The organism is Mariprofundus aestuarium (genome assembly GCF_002795805.1).
In the GTDB taxonomy this organism is placed as follows: Bacteria; Pseudomonadota; Zetaproteobacteria; order Mariprofundales; family Mariprofundaceae; genus Mariprofundus; species Mariprofundus aestuarium.
In genome coordinates this window covers 504,736-520,112 of sequence record NZ_CP018799.1, presented here as the reverse complement: position 1 = coordinate 520,112, position 15,377 = coordinate 504,736, and the positions used below count along the sequence as shown (strand labels likewise).

Here is a 15,377-nt window from a genome sequence, read left to right as displayed (position 1 = left end):
TACAGTCTCAAACCATGTCAGCCATTGAACTTTTATATCGTGCCGCACTCGGGACTCCCGCGACACGCACCCTGATCATCAACGCGCAGGCCCATGAGCTATTAACAGCGTTGAATGAACAGGCCCAACTTGAACTCTGGCAGCAGTTCAAACCCGGATATGATGCCCTTAAAGGCATGGGTATGGCTGTCTCTCCCGCATTGCCTTCTGCTGGCACTCCATACGATTTGATCCTGCTGTTACCTGCAAAAAACAAACAGCAGACACTTGCATGGATGGCGACAGCGATGCAGCAGCTTACTGATCAAGGGCGGCTACTGGTTGCCTGCGCCAATAATCATGGCGCAAAAAGTTATGAGGATGCCCTGAAAAAGCTGGCAGGAAAAATAAGCTCATCCTCCAAGTCCAAGTGTCGTATTTTTTCCGCCCGAAAAACAGCTGCATTAGATGGTCACCTGGCCACACAGTGGTTGAATGCTGGCAAGCAACAGCGCGTCGAGTCACACGGGCTGATTTCACAGCCAGGCCTGTTCAGCTGGGATCGGCCGGACCGGGGCTCACTGCTACTGCTGGAACAACTACCCGAACTTTCCGGCACCGGTGTGGATCTATGCTGTGGCTACGGACTGCTGAGCGAGAAGATCCTTCGCTCTTCCAAACAGGTTGATCGTCTGCATCTGGTTGAGGCAGACCATCTGGCACTCGATTGCGCCGCGATGAACTGCACAGCCTGGTCAGATAAAACAGAATACCACTGGCTGGATGCTGCCAGCCAACCGTTGCCCGAAAATATGGCGTGGATCGCCTGCAACCCGCCCTTTCATACCGGTCAGGATCGCGATATTGATCTTGGCCAGCAGATCATTATCAACGCCTGTCGCGCCCTGAAACCGGGCGGTCTGCTTTACCTGGTAGCCAACCGTAAGCTGCCGTACGAGGCTGTACTGCAATCGGGCCTGAAAACATCCCAAACACTGATTGAAGCTGAAGGCTTCAAGGTGATAAGAGGAATTCGATGAACAATCAGAAAGCTGAAAGGCTGGACAAACTACTCTCCAATCTCGGCTACGGTGCCAGAAATGATGTCCGCTACTGGATTAAGGAGGGGTGGATAACGGTAGATGGAAAACCGGCCACCTCCCCTGCCCAGAAGGTGCTGGCTGACCTGGTACTTCTTGATGGAAAACCGCTGGATCACCCAAATGGCTTAACCGTGATCTATCATAAGCCGCTCGGAACGGTTTGCTCACGCAAGGAGGCAGGGCGCCTGATCTATGCCGACTTCCCGGAACGATGGATCGACCGAAAGCCGCCACTCTCTGGTGTTGGAAGACTGGATAAAGAGACATCCGGGTTGTTGATCGTGACCGATGATGGACAGCTGAATCACCAGCTGACCAGCCCGAAAAAACATATCTCCAAAACCTATGCGGTTACACTGGATCGACCGCTTGCAGGCAATGAGGCTGAGATCTTTGCCGAAGGAAAACTGCTGCTGGAGGGGGATGAGAAACCATGCCTGCCGGCAGAACTTACAGTACAGGGCGAAAAAGAGGCCGTACTTGTACTGCATGAGGGGCGCTACCATCAGGTACGCCGTATGTTTGCAGCCGTAGGTAATCACGTAAGCGGACTTACCCGAACCCATATAGGCGCACTCTCTTTGGATGCATGCAGCCTCGCTGCAGGAAGTTACAAAGTCGTCACCCCAGAGGCGCTGCTGGAACTTATCTTAGCGGATTCAGATTAGGGTCTGTAAGAGATGCGGCGCAGATATGCGTCATCGTCAAATTTATTTTGGTGAGAATAGTATGCAGCTGATTGTTTATAACTTGATCGACTATTGTCTCTCATAGTGACTTCGACAACCTTGCTGCGTTCCGAAAAAGTGGGGCCAGCTTTGGATGCCCCGCGCGTCGCCGCATAATCCTGGGCTATAGCAGACCCCGATAGCAGCAACAGCGATGATACCAGTAAAATGATGGACTTCATGGTGGGCTCCTTTGCTTTCCCTTTTCCAGCCAGCTTAAGTCGCTGGTGAACAAGAGAATGTGACTCCGGTCATTAATGCAGAAAAAAGCCCCCGCAAAATTTAAACTGCAGAGGCTAATCTCAAAGGTAGAAGCGCTGCTTAGCGCAACATGTTCTTCATGCGGGTACCGATACTGGACTCAAGACCCATCTTCTTCGGTGAAACCTCGTAGAGTGTACTTACGCCAACACCCTTGAGTGTCATATTCTTCGGCGAACCGATCAGGATATCCCCTGAATAGTCGCGAATCTTGGTGTGAATCAGACCGTAAACGATCTCATCGATCAGAATCTGATTACGCAGCGCACTACTCTGGATACGCGCACCCTTATCCATGGCATGGCCAATATAATCCTTCGCTTCACCCGGAATCTCTTTCACATATCCGCAGGTAATGCCTATCCGGTAATTCATCGGACCTACAATTTTCTTCAACTTTTTACGGCCGTCGGAAATACTGTTTTTGATCATCAGTGATGCCATCACCGCATCAATTGCACGCTCGAATACGACCATGACGCCATCACCCAGCCTTTTCACGACATGGCCGTCATAACGCTCTACCGCACGCTCGCATATATCGCAGAACAGGCGGTTGCGCATGTACCCCTTGGTGTGGCCCATAGAGCGCTTGTACTCAGTCGAACTCTCCAAGTCTGTAAACATAATACACTTGTAATGATCCTGAGTGGTCGCGATCGCCCGTGCCACCTCTTCGATAATCTCATCAAGATCCAGAGGCTTGGCATCGACTCGACTGGCGGGGCGTGAAGCGACCAGTTGAGGTACGACAGCCAAATCACCTGAGGAGACAACCAGATCGACAGCACTATCCCTGTCAGCCCGTTTCCGGCTGGCAGAGGTTTTCGGGATAGAGAGAACCTTTACCTCGTTCTTGTTTGCCTGCGTCTTTCTCACTGCACTCATCATGAACCTCCAACATTGCTCCTAGATTACCGCAATGCTTAAAGATAGTGCTCTTTGAATCTGTGACCTGAATCGCAAAAAAAAGTTCGTATGGATGCTAACCATGGCGACTTGAGGGCTATAACTATTGATAATATAAAAGAAATGGTCGGGGTGAGAGGATTCGAACCTCCGGCCTTACCGTCCCGAACGGTACGCGCTACCAGGCTGCGCCACACCCCGCCTATTTGAAGAGGGTGCATTTTAAAGTGCTGAAATAAGCGCATCAAGGGTGCTGAGACAGGTTAAGAAAACCTTACCGATTTTTTTCTTAAAACGGCCTATGGGCGGAGAAATCAGCCAACTCGGCCAGCAATGCCCTGATTTCATCATTTGTATTTTCAGGAAGCCGTTTTTTTGCCCGCTCTGCATAATCCCTAGCGCGTTGCATCGCATAATCAGCACCATTCTGTGCCAGCACGCGTTCACGCACCCATTCGCGATCCCCGCTCTGATAGCAGCCGCGTTCGGAAATCTCTTCGACCCGTTTCGTCAGTTCGGCATCGCACTGCATCGCATGAATCAGCGGTAGGGTGATTTTACCCTCTTCCAGGTCATGACCTACCGGTTTACCCGCCTCTTCCGCCTCGGCAAGGTAGTCGAGTGCATCATCCATCAGCTGAAAAGCAACACCAAGACACATGCCGTAATCAGCAAGATTAGCAACAACATCCGCAGGCTGGCCGGAAACATGGGCCCCCACTTCACTGGCAGCCTTGAACAATACAGCGGTCTTACGCTCAATCACCTCAAGGCACTCGGCTTCGACCATCTCCAGATGGAAGGTACGAGAAAGTTGCAAAACCTCCCCCTCTGCCAGTGCATTGGTAACATCACTCATCAGCTTTAACATCGTCATGTCGCCATCGGCCACCATCATCTGAAAGGCCCTTGAGAAGAGGTAGTCCCCCACAAGCACACTGGCCTGATTCCCCCATACTCCATTTGCGGAAGGAGAACCGCGGCGCTGGTCGGATGAGTCAACGACATCATCGTGCAGCAGAGATGCAGTATGAATAAACTCTACAACAACCGAGAGCGGGATATGGCGATCGCCTTTGTAATCGAAGAGGCGTGCAATCAGAAGAGAGAGAAGCGGGCGCAGGCGCTTACCGCCACTATTTACAATATAGTGGCCGATAGCTGGAATCATCATGATATCGGATTGCAGGTTCTCATGGATACAGGCATCCACCCGCTCCATATCCACCCTGCATAGATCCGTTGCACGCTCCAGTGGAGAAATCATTGCATCACTCACGGGCTGTGCATCGTAAGCGCGATGTTCGTGCCGTCAAGCCTCAGGCAAGCTATGATGCGCAAATGGAAATTATACTCGCCTCCCGCTCTCCCCGTCGCCTCTTTCTGCTGCAGGCGGCAGGCCTTGCCGTTGAAGTGCGCCCTTCGCATATCGATGAAACGCCACTACCGAAAGAAAGTGTATCCGATACTGTTCAACGGTTATGTCGGGAAAAGGCCATGGCCTGCAAGGCAGCAGCTGATATCCCCGTAATTGCCGCAGATACACTGGTTGCTATTCACGGCAAAGCGCTGGGGCAACCACGCGATCTGGCGCATGCAAAAGAGATGTTATTGCAACTCTCGGGGCATGAGCATCAGGTGTTAACAGCGGTATGTGTACGCCTGGGAGAACAGATACTCAGTGACTGTGTTAAGACCCGTGTGAAGTTTCGTCATATCAGCAGTGATGAGATTGACACCTACCTGCTCCATAATGAAATACTGGATAAAGCTGGCAGTTATGCCATTCAGGGAGGTGCAGCCTCCTTTATCGAAGCGATTGAGGGGCCGCTGGATAATGTAATCGGTTTGCCGGTTGCTACAACCCTGCATATGATTGCTCAAATGAAGGAAGCGCAATGAGTATCGAGCTATTGGTCAACGTGGCCCCGTTTGAAACACGGATCGCCAGAATCGAGAACAACCTTGCTGAAGAGGTCTATATTGAGCGCGAAAGTGATCGCGGTCTGAAAGGCAATATCTACAAAGGCCGCGTGCAGCGGGTTCTGCCCGGCATTCAGGCAGCGTTCGTAGATATCGGCATGGAGAAAGCGGGATTCCTCTATGCTGGTGACATTGCTACCGCCAAACAGGATGTCGATGCTATTCCAGATGAGATCGAAAGTGGCGATGACTCTGAGAGCAGCAATGAAACACCCGAGTCAAACTATTCACGCCGCAACGCCCCTCCAATAGACAGCCTGATCAAAGATGGGCAGGAGTTGATGGTGCAGGTTTCCCGAGAGCCGATTGCATCCAAAGGCCCTCGTCTAACGACCCAGATCGGCCTTGCAGGGCGCTACCTTGTCTATCTGCCGCATCTCGACCATATCGGTATCGCACGCCGGCTTGAAGACCCGAAAGAACGTGACCGCCTGCTTGCAATCGGCAAATCCCTCAGCCCAAAGCAAGGTGGCCTAATTATCCGCACAGTCGCGGAGGGACGGGGTGAAACGGAGATGCGTCAGGATCTTGAATTCCTGCTGCGCCTCTGGGCCGATATTGAGAAGCGCTCAAAAAGTTCTAACCTGGGGTCAATCATCCATAAAGAGCTTAACCTCTACCTGCGGGTCATGCGTGATTATGTCGACAGCGATGTCGAGAAGATCCACATCGACTCCAAAGAAGCGTATGAGAGCATGAAAAAGTTTGCTCGGCGCTTTATGCCCGAGGTTGCCAAGAAGCTCTATTACTACCCTGGTCAACGTCCGATCTTCGATGTGTACGGGGTAGAAGAAGCGATTGAACGCGCTCTTAAACGTCGCGTACCACTTAAATCCGGTGGTCATATCATTATCGACCAGACTGAGGCGTTGATCGCCATCGACGTCAACTCAGGTTCTTTTGTCGGTTCCCGCAATATGGAGGAGACTGGCTTTAAGACCAACCTTGAGGCAGTGCATGAGATCGTCCATCAGCTAAGGCTGCGTAACCTGGGCGGCATCATTGTCGTTGATTTTATTGACATGGAAGAGGATGAGAACAAGCAGCGCTTGATGGAAGTGCTGAATGAAGCACTCAAGCGCGACGTGGCTAAAACTCACGTTGTCCAGCTTTCAGAACTGGGGCTTGTCGAGATGACCCGCAAACGCACAAGGGAGTCGCTTGGCCGTATCCTGTTGAATGAGTGCCATGGCTGTCACGGTGTTGGAAGCGTCAAAAGCCCTACCACGATCTGCTACCAGCTCTTCCGTGAGGTTGTTGCAGAGGGCCGCGCTTATCCTTGTGAAAAACTGATGGTGATCGCACACCCGAAGATTATCGATCTGATGCTAGGTGAGGAAAACAAGGGCGTTGAACAGCTTGAAAAATTCCTCGGCAAAGAGATTACGCTGGAGAGTAACGAGCAGTTTGAGCCGGACCATTACGAAGTCATCCTGCAGTAATCTGTGCCCCATGACTGAACCCTTTCGTTCGCCGCTGTTGCTCTATGTGCATATTCCTTTCTGTGTTCATAAATGCCACTACTGTGACTTTAATTCTCACGAGCGATCCAATCCCGACTGGAGCAGTTATCAGCAGGCACTAACCACAGAACTAAAGCATTGGGCAGGTAACTCGGTATTTTCTGGCAGAAAACTCTCATCGATATTTATAGGCGGCGGTACGCCTTCACTGGCTCCGCCAGAACTGATCGACAGTGTACTTCAGGGCGCAGAAAAACTACTTGGATTTGAAGATAACATTGAGATCAGCATAGAGGCCAATCCGGGAACCGTGGATGCCGATCACTTTTCCGCCTATCGACAGGCTGGGGTCAATCGCCTCTCCATGGGGGTTCAGAGCCTGGATGATAAGGAGTTGCGCTGGCTGGAACGTATTCATGACAGTAAACAGGCGCTCGCAGCCTTCGAAACTGCCAGAAAAGCAGGATTCGACAATATCAACCTGGACCTGATCTACGGGCTTCCGAATCAGTCACTGGATCAATGGCTTAGCTCTCTTCAAACGGCCATCGCCCTTGGTTCGGAACACCTCTCCTGCTACCAGCTCACAATCGAACCGCACACAAAACTGGCCACAACCCATGCGGTAAATCCTATCAATGTACCGGATGATGAGCTGGCTATTTCCATGTTCACAGAAACACGACATCGATTGCGGTTGGCTGGATACGAAGCATATGAGATCTCTAACTTTGCAAAATCTGGATTCAAATGCCGCCATAATGACGGCTACTGGAAGTATCACGATTATATCGGTATTGGTGCTGGTGCTGCAGGCAAGTGGGATGAACGGAGCTCAGACAGTTTTGACGGTATCACGCGCTACAGCAACATCCGCAGACCGGAGGCCTACATCAATGCTGTGGCTGAGTGTACAGTTGCAATCAACAGTCAGGAGTCACTAAGCATCCAGCAGGCGGCCGGAGAGGCTGTCTGGCTTGCACTTCGCCGGGCACATGGCATAGACAGGAAGGCTTTCCTTAACCGATTTGGTTTCGATGCCTGGGAGCACTTCTCTACACAGCTAAACCCATGGCACAAAGAGAAGATGCTAGAAGTTTCCGACACGGCACTGTTTTTGACTGATAGTGGCATTACTCTGGCCGATTCCATCTCAGAGTCTGTCCTGTAAATAAAACAGGCGACCTTATAAGGTCGCCTGTTGTTGTTTCTTTAACACCCTTACCGATTACTGGATGGAGACTTCATCGCCAACAATCGTCGGCGTAATAAATATCAGCAGCTCGTTACGATCACTTACTTTCTGCTTACGTTTGAACAGATTGCCTAAAAGTGGAATATTCATCAGGCCGGGCACACCATTAACTGTCTCGGATTCAGTTTGAGAATAGATACCACCCAAAACCACAGTTTCTCCATTTTTCACCAGCAGCTTGGTCAGTACTTTTTTCTTGTCGATCGACGGAGGGCCACCTGCCGCATCCGCAATCGGCGTATCCTTGTTCACCTCTAGAATCATAATAATCCGCCCATCAGCTGTGATCTGTGGCGTCACTTTCAGCGACAGAAGGGAACTTTTCATTTCAGAGGCAGTTGTTGTTCCTCCTGCACTTACTGTAGTAACAAGAAACGGGATCTGCTTATCCTGTTCAATCAGTGCCTCCTGCAGATTACTGGTGAACACGCGCGGACTTGAAACCACCTTGATATCACCTACCTGTTCGGCAGCAGAGAGCTCCAAGTTTAAATTCAAGTTTCCACCCAGCTTAGCAAGCGTATAACCGATTGCACCTCCGGCTCCTGCACCCACGGCAGCACCTAAATCAACGACATTAGTGCCAGCGGCCGCACCAGTGAGTGTCTGGGTATAATTGGTTGTGTTTCTTATGGCAGTTCCACCCCACTTTAAGCCCAGATCACGTGAAAAGGTGTCCGTCGCCTCCACAATCCGAGCCTCAATTAACACCTGCTTGGTAGGCTTATCAATCACAGCCACCAGCCGTTTGATATTGTTCAAGCGCTCACGCGTATCGGTAATAATCATCGTATTACTACGTTCATCCAGCAGGATGGAACCTCGGCTGGAGAGAAGTTTCAATTCACCGCTGCCCCCTGTATCTGAAGCATTCTGACTCCCAGAAGCATTTCCGGCAGGCGTGTCGGCCTTGACTGACCCCCCCTGTAAAATGGTTTGGACATCATTTACCGAAGCATAACCGAGCGTAATAAATTCGGTCTCCAGCGGCGCGACCTCTTCGGCACTGGCCTTTGCATCCTTTCGAGCATCAGCGTCACTCTTAAGCACGCCAAGCGGTGCAATACGAACCACATTACCGCTCTGCTCCTTGCCAAGCCCTCGCGCCTGCAGAATCAGATCCAACGCCTGATCCCATGGAACATCAACAAGGCGCATAGTCAGCACCCCGGAAACATCGTCCGACATAATAATATTGAAATCACTCATCTCGGCGATCAGCTGAAGGGCATTGCGAATATCAATATCCTTGTAGTTGAAGGTCACCTTCTGGCCGGTATAGAGTTTTTCATTCCTTGCCAAAGCCTGGTCTGCTGCTGAAACAGCAACCATATCCTGCGGCATCATTGTCAAGGTAAGCACATTGCCACTCTGATAGGAGGAGACCACCGCTTTCTGACGCAGGCGCGCTACTATCCGAACATCCTTGCTCACCCCATAGCTGTCCACCTGTTTGACAGGCCCTGAGAAGGCACTCAGATCTTGCGAACGCTCCTGACCTGAAGCTAGGGTCGCATTTTTAAGATCAAGCGTCACTTTGCCGTCATCTTCCTTAATGTTGATGATCGGATTGGCCTCATTCGTACGGACAACCAGGCGTGCAATTCTGTCATCTGGCTGAAAATCGACCGCTTCGACAGTAAGGCCGCTGATTCTCTTTTTCGACTCAATCTGGCCAAACCGCAATACCATGCTGTTAGCATCAGCATCGATTTGGTGGTTGGAGCCTGCGCCGGGACGCAACGATACCACCAGTCGCAGACGACCCTCGGCAGAACCGACTGTCACATCGTTCAGGCGCAATGCCGAATATGTATAATGCTCCTTCGGGAGCTTCGAACTACCGCCCCAGAAATCGAGCACCATTGTTTTACCATCGTTGGTAATTAGAGCATTGTGATTTGAGTCCATGCGCAAACCACGAAGAGTCAACTCGGTGGTTTTGCCTTTATCCTTAACTGAAATATCCTGTAGCACCGCCCCTTCAAGCTGGCTATCCACATTTTTGCCTTCTTCGGTGAAATTGATCAGCAGGTCATTCCCTTTTTCAGAAATATTATATTTGGCTCCCTTCGCCAAAGCGACTTCAATACGAACCCCGTTACTATCCTGTGAAGGGATAACGCGCTCTACGGCACCATCACCTGCAACCTCGGCAACACCATCAACCATGGAAGCATTGGGAAAACTCAGCACCAGTCTGGCCGGCCCCTCAAGATTGAACACCTGATACTCGGACGCTTCATCCATGGCAATATTCAAACGCTGGCCATCCCTGTCTGAAAGCAGGTGTAATCCATTAATTGTGGCTGCCTCAACCTGAGTTATGTTTGCACTCAGCAGTCCCAGCAGAGCAATCATGCCCAATAATTTTCCGGGCAAACGCATCAGTCTGCATTCATTCCAATGTTTCATGATATACCCCATCATCTGTCTCCCGGTTGAAATGCGCATGCCTATCTTACCCGGCCCGTCGTGCGCGTGCTTTTGGGAACCTCTTCAACAAACCTGTATGTAACTGCCTGACCTTTCACAATCAACGCATTGTTACTCGCCTGTGACAGCGTTAAATTTTTGATATCAACAATACGCGGCATCTCTCCGACCCGCTTCAAAAATGTCAGCAGCTGGCGAAAACTACCAGTAACATCGAGTGCCACAGGAACCTCAGCATAAATCTGTTTAGCCACTTCCCTTTCCGGCTTAAAAACACTGAACTCAAGGCCGGAGTCTTTACCCGCCCATGAAACATTTTCCAGAAGGTCCGGAATTTGAGATTTCTTCGGCAGCATATTCAATGCCACTTTCAACTGCTTTTCCAGCTTGGCATACTCTTTCTGCTTGCGCGGAATGTCTTGCGCCAACTTCTGATTTTTAGCCAGCAGAACCTTCTCCAGTTTTACTTGCGACTCCTGCTGCGCAATCTCATCCTGAATCGGCATAAACCCCATATAGAGGTAGGCGGCAACAATCACGAAAAATGTAGAAGCCAGCACAACCATCTTCTGCCACATTGGCAGCGGAAGTATGGGGCGCAGAGCCTCGCTCAGAGAAGCTTTCAGAGAATCAAACATCAGCCCCTCCCTCCCTTGTTGGCAGCCGCTTCAGCATTGCTGCTCTCAGATAACTCCTCGGTACGACTCAAATTCAGACTGAACTCCCTGACTGCACGACCATCTACCGCAACCCGGCTGATCACAAGCAACTGTATATTGGAGAACAGAGGGGAGCTATCCAACTTTCGCATGAAGTTGGCAACCGCTTTATTACTTTCGCCAAGGCCTGAAAGTTCAATGTTTTCTCCACGATCTTTGATCGACTTGATCCACACATTGTCGGGTATGACCTTAGCAATCTCATGCAGTGTGTTCAGAGAGCGGAAACGTCCTGCCTGCAACCTGTCGATGATAGCAAGTTTGCGCTCAACATCTGCGCGAAGGCTGGCTAAATCCTTGATTTTGCCGATTTTCTTCTTCAACTCAGCGTTCTGTTGCTGCAGGCTAAGCGTCTCCTCTTTGAGGTCGTAAAGCTGCATTGAGATGGTTGAATGGACTCCTAGGGTAAGTAACAAAGCAACTACAATTACCGCGAAGAATATACCCACGTGCTGCATAATCTTCTGCTGACGCCTGGCATTACGGTAGGGAATCAGGTTAATACGAATCATGAGTCAAAGCTCCGCATCGCAAGACCTATTGGCACCATCAACATCGGTCCGATCCTCCGCAAATGCTGCTCATCAAATTTTCGTGTTGAAATCTTAATATTATCCAGTGGATTGAGAACCGCAGTATCGATTCCCAGACGCTGCTCAAGCTCTGTCGCGATATTCGGAATCAACGCACAACCACCGGATAGCAAAAGCTTACGCACAGGAAACTCAGCTTTGCTGGCAGAGTAGAAATCGAGAGAGCGCACCAATTCGGAAGTAAGCCCCACGTAAAAGCGCTCCAAAGCCTCGGGATGGATACTGTCGAAATCATCTGTTTTCAACTGTTCTGCTGCATGATGGCTGATGCCATGCTCTTTTTGAATCTCTTCAGTCAGGTTCTGGCCGCCATAATACTGGTCTCGAACAAATGCCATCTGCCCGTTAATAAGTACATTGATGTTCATCATATTGGCGCCGATATTAATCAATGCATGAACATCCGCATCTTCGTCTTCCAGCAGCTGGGCTCCACCCTTGGAAGCAGCATAGCCACCCGTTTCCTCAGCTGCATTTTCCAGCGCAAACACAGCACAATCAACACACTTTGCGGTCAATCCCGCCTCAGCAAGAACCATTTGATAGTCTTCCACAACCTCACGCTTACAGGCTACAAGCACCACATCCATCAACTCAGGGTTATCCGCTGTCATGCCCTGAATAGAAAAATCCAGAAACACATCGTCGATATCGTAAGGAATATGTTCATCAGCCTCAAACTGGATCTGAGCTTCAAGTTCAAACTCACTGACTGTTGGAATGGCAATTGTTTTGATAATCACAGCATTCCCGGACACAGCCAACGCCACATTTTTAGTGGACGGCTTAGCTGTATTTACCGCCTCGATAAGCGCTTGCGAAACAGCAGTGGAGTCAATGATCGTATTTTCCACAATAGCATCTCGCGGCAATGGAACTGTTGCCAGGGAGGTAAGCTCATATCCTGAACCGGAGTGCGATAATTCAACCAGCTTGATTCCGGTCGAACTAATATCTACACCAACAACCCCTTCAGACCTGTTTGAAAAAAAAGACACTCACCCTCCGCAGCTTAAGCTTTACTGGCATATCCTTGTGCAAAGTACCTTATTATAAGCAATAAAGTCAAGTTCACTAACATCAAAGTGAGCCAACTTTATCTACTGGCGTTTGAAGCAAACATCGCGCCAAGGTATCAGCCATTGTTCTCCTTAAATGCCTTCGCCTGCCGAAAGGCTTTTTTTGCATCTTCAGTTAGCCCCAAACCCTCGAATGCCCGCCCAAGGTAACGATAAACCTGCCCTTTAGAGGTGCCACCCTCAAGCTTTAACACCGCCTGCAACTGGCCGACCGCTTCAGTATAACGCTTCATCTTCACATATACCCGACCAATGCGATAAAATGCGTCAATATCTGTCGGGTCCACCTCGATCTCTTTCTCATAATACTTCAGAGCAACCGGATAGTTACCAAGGTACTCATAGCATGCCCCCATATTGAAATGGGTGTTATTATGCCTTCCATCCATAAATATAGCCTGATGAAACACCTGCAGTGCCAAGCCATAGCGCTTCTGCCGCATCAGTTTAGATCCATATTTATGCAGCGCATTTACATTGCCCGCCTCCACAAGCGCCTGCACATAATAGTGATGGGCATTCATATCCTGCTGTAGTAAATCCCCCACCCCACCTTCAGTAATTGCTCTCCACCTTCGCGTAATTGAGGATTCCCCAAGCATGACAGAGGCATTTTTGACCACTGCTGCAGGCAATAGCTTCGCCCCTCCGAGAACTGAACCATCAAAATGGTGAAACCCCATCTCATCCAGCAGCCTCGATTTAAACAATCCAATACCGCGACCGCTGAGCTTGGCCATCTCAAATTCAAGCGCAGGAAAATCGGCCCGGTTCAGAGGCAGCTCAGTATCAGCAATCAGATCAAAGGCACGACTGTTTAACTGCTGGTAAGGCATCCATTCAACAAGCAGGCCATACTCACTTAAAAAATGGCCGCGCAACTTCTCATGGGAGGCAACCTTCTCTATCTGGGCAGGCAAGACCGGTCGATCCGAGCAGATCAGCATAAAATAGGAAGACTTGATATAGAAGATAGCACAATACTGAAAGCTGGCCGCAATCGTATTGAGGATGATATCGACCCCCCGATCTCCCACTCGCCCGTCCATCCAGGTCACATAAACACCATCCGGCTGCAGCCTCTTTTTCATCACCTCAAAAAAATCCTGCGTGTAGAGCTTGGCAGAACTGAAATAGAGCGGTGTGGTTACAGTATTGAGAATCAGATCATACGATTTGTCAGACACCTTACTGTAATGAATCGCGTCATCGACAATAATATTAACCTTTGGATTCGACTCGATATCAAGATTCCACTTCCGCATCCGGAACAGGTTTTCACGAACCACTGGATTGATCTCGACCACATCGGTTGAATCAAACATCTCCCCGACCACCGATGCCGTTGCACCACTCCCAAGACCCAGGACCAGCGCGCGATCCAACGCTGGTGCATGAATCGATGACAGTGCACCTACCACCTTTTCCGATGGACTGTTCAGTGGAATACTGGTGTAGCCATTAATAAAAAAGTATGGCGTTCCATTGATCCAGTTGATTGAGAACACATCCTGATAACCTTTGTACTTTTCCGGGAAATCGAACGCTTTGCGGGCCCGCCCCAGCTTTTCGGCATCGCGAAATTTGGTGTAACTGACGTAGAGTAGATCCTCATCCCATTGACCCTGCTCAATCGCCACCATGGGCATGAGGAATAGCAGGACAACCATTGATGCTCGCACGGTTCTCCCGGCATAGATCAACCAGGATAGCGAGGCCAGAGCACATATCACCACAAGCTGCACGCCATAATCCAGATACCGATGCAACAGCAATACCATCAGCAGAAATCCACCCACATTGGCAAGTGAGGCAACATAGAGAAGCTGACCGGATTCGCGACTCACATCACCGCACCTCTTTCCCAGCAGTGCCGGAATCGTTGCTCCGAAAGCGATAGCCGGAATCCCCATCAGCAGGGCCAACACTGTCCACTTCAGCAGTACCGATGTTATATAATGCTCTGATGCCACCCCGTATAGCATGGCATAGAGATATGCCACCGGTTCAATTGATGCCATAAGCAACACCAATCCAGCCATGCCTGCCAACACCAGAATCTGGAAACGTATGGCATAAAAACGCACCAGCATCGAGCCAACAGCAATGCCAAGTAGAATAATTGAGAGCACCAGCGCGAATGATTCGCGAAATGGCCCCAACAGCATTTCGGCCAATTTGATCATAAATAGTTGAAATGCTGCAGAAGCCATGCTGACTGGAATCAGCGCAAGCCAGCGACGCGACGATATTTTAAATGCACGCTTACCAGACGGTTCCACGGGGTGAGAAATATCCGAAAACCAACCTTTAAGAATGATGGCAATCAGTAAATTCAGCACGACAAAGCCAAGCGTCGCCCCCTGAATTCCAAACCACCGAATCAGCAGGTACTCGATGAGCAGTGCTGTCAATGCAGCGCCTAAATTGTAGACCGCATAGACTCCGGAGAAGGCAGCCCCCGGGAACATCCGGCTCATATAACCTGCAAACAGCGGCACACTGCAGCCTATTAGAAATGCGGGTAAAATCAGCAACAGCATCGCTATCAGGACAGTTCCACCCAGTTGAGACTGAAAAACAGGAAGCCCCACATAAAGCAAGCGATCAAGGGCATCTGTGCCGAGCGCAAAGGCAGCACCGCAAATGCCGATAGCAGCTTCAATCAACCACAACCATGGCCACAGTCTCCACGCATAACGGGAGCCAATTCCGATACCTAGGAGGAAGGTGATAAGAATTGCCGCAGAAACCGCAAACTGATCGCCTATCAGGTTTCCGAGAATCCTGCCGTAGAGAATCTCGTAAGAGATGCCCGCCAGCCCGGATGCCAGCATAAGCATGGAAAAAACATTACGCTTCATGCCTG

The 15,377-nt window shown here is 50.1% G+C and carries 13 protein-coding genes and 1 tRNA gene; 5 read left to right on the top strand and 9 right to left on the bottom strand.

Annotation, left to right across the window (positions count from 1 at the left end; all coding sequences use genetic code 11):
- Positions 1 to 14: 14 nt before the first annotated feature.
- Both Ga0123461_RS02670 and Ga0123461_RS02665 read left to right on the top strand, forming a co-directional pair.
- A complete protein-coding gene (locus tag Ga0123461_RS02670; RefSeq protein WP_198507097.1) occupies positions 15 to 1,019 on the top strand; it encodes a class I SAM-dependent methyltransferase in 1,005 nt (334 codons plus the stop codon).
- Complete coding sequence (locus Ga0123461_RS02665) at positions 1,016 to 1,750, top strand: pseudouridine synthase (RefSeq protein ID WP_100276921.1); 735 nt, start codon at positions 1,016 to 1,018, stop codon at positions 1,748 to 1,750. The genes Ga0123461_RS02670 and Ga0123461_RS02665 overlap by 4 nt, the downstream gene beginning before the upstream one ends.
- Here Ga0123461_RS02665 and Ga0123461_RS02660 read toward each other — a convergent pair.
- The 4 genes from Ga0123461_RS02660 to Ga0123461_RS02645 form a co-directional block, all read right to left on the bottom strand.
- The gene (locus tag Ga0123461_RS02660) at positions 1,747 to 1,992 is read right to left on the bottom strand and encodes a hypothetical protein (RefSeq protein ID WP_100276920.1); all 246 of its coding nucleotides are present in this window, start codon (positions 1,990 to 1,992) and stop codon (positions 1,747 to 1,749) included. The genes Ga0123461_RS02665 and Ga0123461_RS02660 overlap by 4 nt on opposite strands.
- Positions 1,993 to 2,131: 139 nt before the next feature.
- A complete protein-coding gene (locus Ga0123461_RS02655; RefSeq protein WP_100276919.1) occupies positions 2,132 to 2,959 on the bottom strand; it encodes an adenylate/guanylate cyclase domain-containing protein in 828 nt (275 codons plus the stop codon).
- Positions 2,960 to 3,104: 145 nt separating this feature from the next.
- Positions 3,105 to 3,181 (bottom strand) — tRNA-Pro (locus tag Ga0123461_RS02650).
- 88 nt (positions 3,182 to 3,269) lie between these two features.
- Entirely contained in the window at positions 3,270 to 4,259 is a 990-nt protein-coding gene (locus tag Ga0123461_RS02645) for a polyprenyl synthetase family protein (RefSeq protein ID WP_232710311.1), read from the bottom strand.
- A 62-nt stretch (positions 4,260 to 4,321) separates the two neighbouring features.
- Here Ga0123461_RS02645 and Ga0123461_RS02640 point away from each other — a divergent pair, with 62 nt between their 5' ends.
- Genes Ga0123461_RS02640 through hemW form a run of 3 tightly spaced genes read left to right on the top strand, consistent with a single transcriptional unit; the run spans position 4,322 to position 7,597 of the window.
- Positions 4,322 to 4,882 carry a Maf family protein gene (locus tag Ga0123461_RS02640; protein ID WP_100278644.1) on the top strand — a complete coding sequence of 187 codons (561 nt, stop codon included), beginning with the start codon at positions 4,322 to 4,324 and terminating at the stop codon, positions 4,880 to 4,882.
- Positions 4,879 to 6,405 (top strand): Rne/Rng family ribonuclease, encoded by a 1,527-nt coding sequence (locus Ga0123461_RS02635; protein ID WP_100276917.1) that lies wholly within the window; start codon positions 4,879 to 4,881, stop codon positions 6,403 to 6,405. Before Ga0123461_RS02640 ends, Ga0123461_RS02635 begins: the two co-directional genes overlap by 4 nt.
- Before the next feature lie 10 nt (positions 6,406 to 6,415).
- Positions 6,416 to 7,597 (top strand): radical SAM family heme chaperone HemW, encoded by a 1,182-nt coding sequence (hemW, locus tag Ga0123461_RS02630; RefSeq protein WP_100276916.1) that lies wholly within the window; start codon positions 6,416 to 6,418, stop codon positions 7,595 to 7,597.
- A gap of 57 nt (positions 7,598 to 7,654) precedes the next feature.
- Here hemW and pilQ read toward each other — a convergent pair whose 3' ends face one another.
- From pilQ to Ga0123461_RS02605, 5 genes are all read right to left on the bottom strand, one after another.
- On the bottom strand, positions 7,655 to 10,096 hold the full coding sequence (gene pilQ, locus Ga0123461_RS02625) for a type IV pilus secretin PilQ (RefSeq protein ID WP_232710309.1): 2,442 nt from the start codon (positions 10,094 to 10,096) through the stop codon (positions 7,655 to 7,657).
- Positions 10,097 to 10,137: 41 nt separating this feature from the next.
- Positions 10,138 to 10,755, bottom strand: a complete 618-nt coding sequence (locus Ga0123461_RS02620) for a type IV pilus inner membrane component PilO (RefSeq protein WP_100276915.1) — start codon at positions 10,753 to 10,755, stop codon at positions 10,138 to 10,140.
- Positions 10,755 to 11,348, bottom strand: a complete 594-nt coding sequence (locus Ga0123461_RS02615) for a PilN domain-containing protein (protein WP_100276914.1) — start codon at positions 11,346 to 11,348, stop codon at positions 10,755 to 10,757. The genes Ga0123461_RS02620 and Ga0123461_RS02615 overlap by 1 nt, the downstream gene beginning before the upstream one ends.
- The gene (gene pilM / locus Ga0123461_RS02610; RefSeq protein WP_100276913.1) at positions 11,345 to 12,427 is read right to left on the bottom strand and encodes a type IV pilus biogenesis protein PilM; all 1,083 of its coding nucleotides are present in this window, start codon (positions 12,425 to 12,427) and stop codon (positions 11,345 to 11,347) included. The genes Ga0123461_RS02615 and pilM overlap by 4 nt, the downstream gene beginning before the upstream one ends.
- Before the next feature lie 137 nt (positions 12,428 to 12,564).
- Positions 12,565 to 15,372, bottom strand: a complete 2,808-nt coding sequence (locus Ga0123461_RS02605; protein ID WP_100276912.1) for a tetratricopeptide repeat protein — start codon at positions 15,370 to 15,372, stop codon at positions 12,565 to 12,567.
- Positions 15,373 to 15,377: the final 5 nt, after the last annotated feature.

Coding starts and splice junctions, on each gene's coding strand:
- Ga0123461_RS02670 (WP_198507097.1), top strand. CDS start 15: ATGTCAGCCATTGAACTTTTATATCGTGCCGCACTCGGGACTCCCGCG.
- Ga0123461_RS02665 (WP_100276921.1), top strand. CDS start 1,016: ATGAACAATCAGAAAGCTGAAAGGCTGGACAAACTACTCTCCAATCTC.
- Ga0123461_RS02660 (WP_100276920.1), bottom strand. CDS start 1,992: ATGAAGTCCATCATTTTACTGGTATCATCGCTGTTGCTGCTATCGGGG.
- Ga0123461_RS02655 (WP_100276919.1), bottom strand. CDS start 2,959: ATGAGTGCAGTGAGAAAGACGCAGGCAAACAAGAACGAGGTAAAGGTT.
- Ga0123461_RS02640 (WP_100278644.1), top strand. CDS start 4,322: ATGGAAATTATACTCGCCTCCCGCTCTCCCCGTCGCCTCTTTCTGCTG.
- Ga0123461_RS02635 (WP_100276917.1), top strand. CDS start 4,879: ATGAGTATCGAGCTATTGGTCAACGTGGCCCCGTTTGAAACACGGATC.
- hemW (WP_100276916.1), top strand. CDS start 6,416: ATGACTGAACCCTTTCGTTCGCCGCTGTTGCTCTATGTGCATATTCCT.
- pilQ (WP_232710309.1), bottom strand. CDS start 10,096: ATGAAACATTGGAATGAATGCAGACTGATGCGTTTGCCCGGAAAATTA.
- Ga0123461_RS02620 (WP_100276915.1), bottom strand. CDS start 10,755: ATGTTTGATTCTCTGAAAGCTTCTCTGAGCGAGGCTCTGCGCCCCATA.
- Ga0123461_RS02615 (WP_100276914.1), bottom strand. CDS start 11,348: ATGATTCGTATTAACCTGATTCCCTACCGTAATGCCAGGCGTCAGCAG.
- Ga0123461_RS02605 (WP_100276912.1), bottom strand. CDS start 15,372: ATGAAGCGTAATGTTTTTTCCATGCTTATGCTGGCATCCGGGCTGGCG.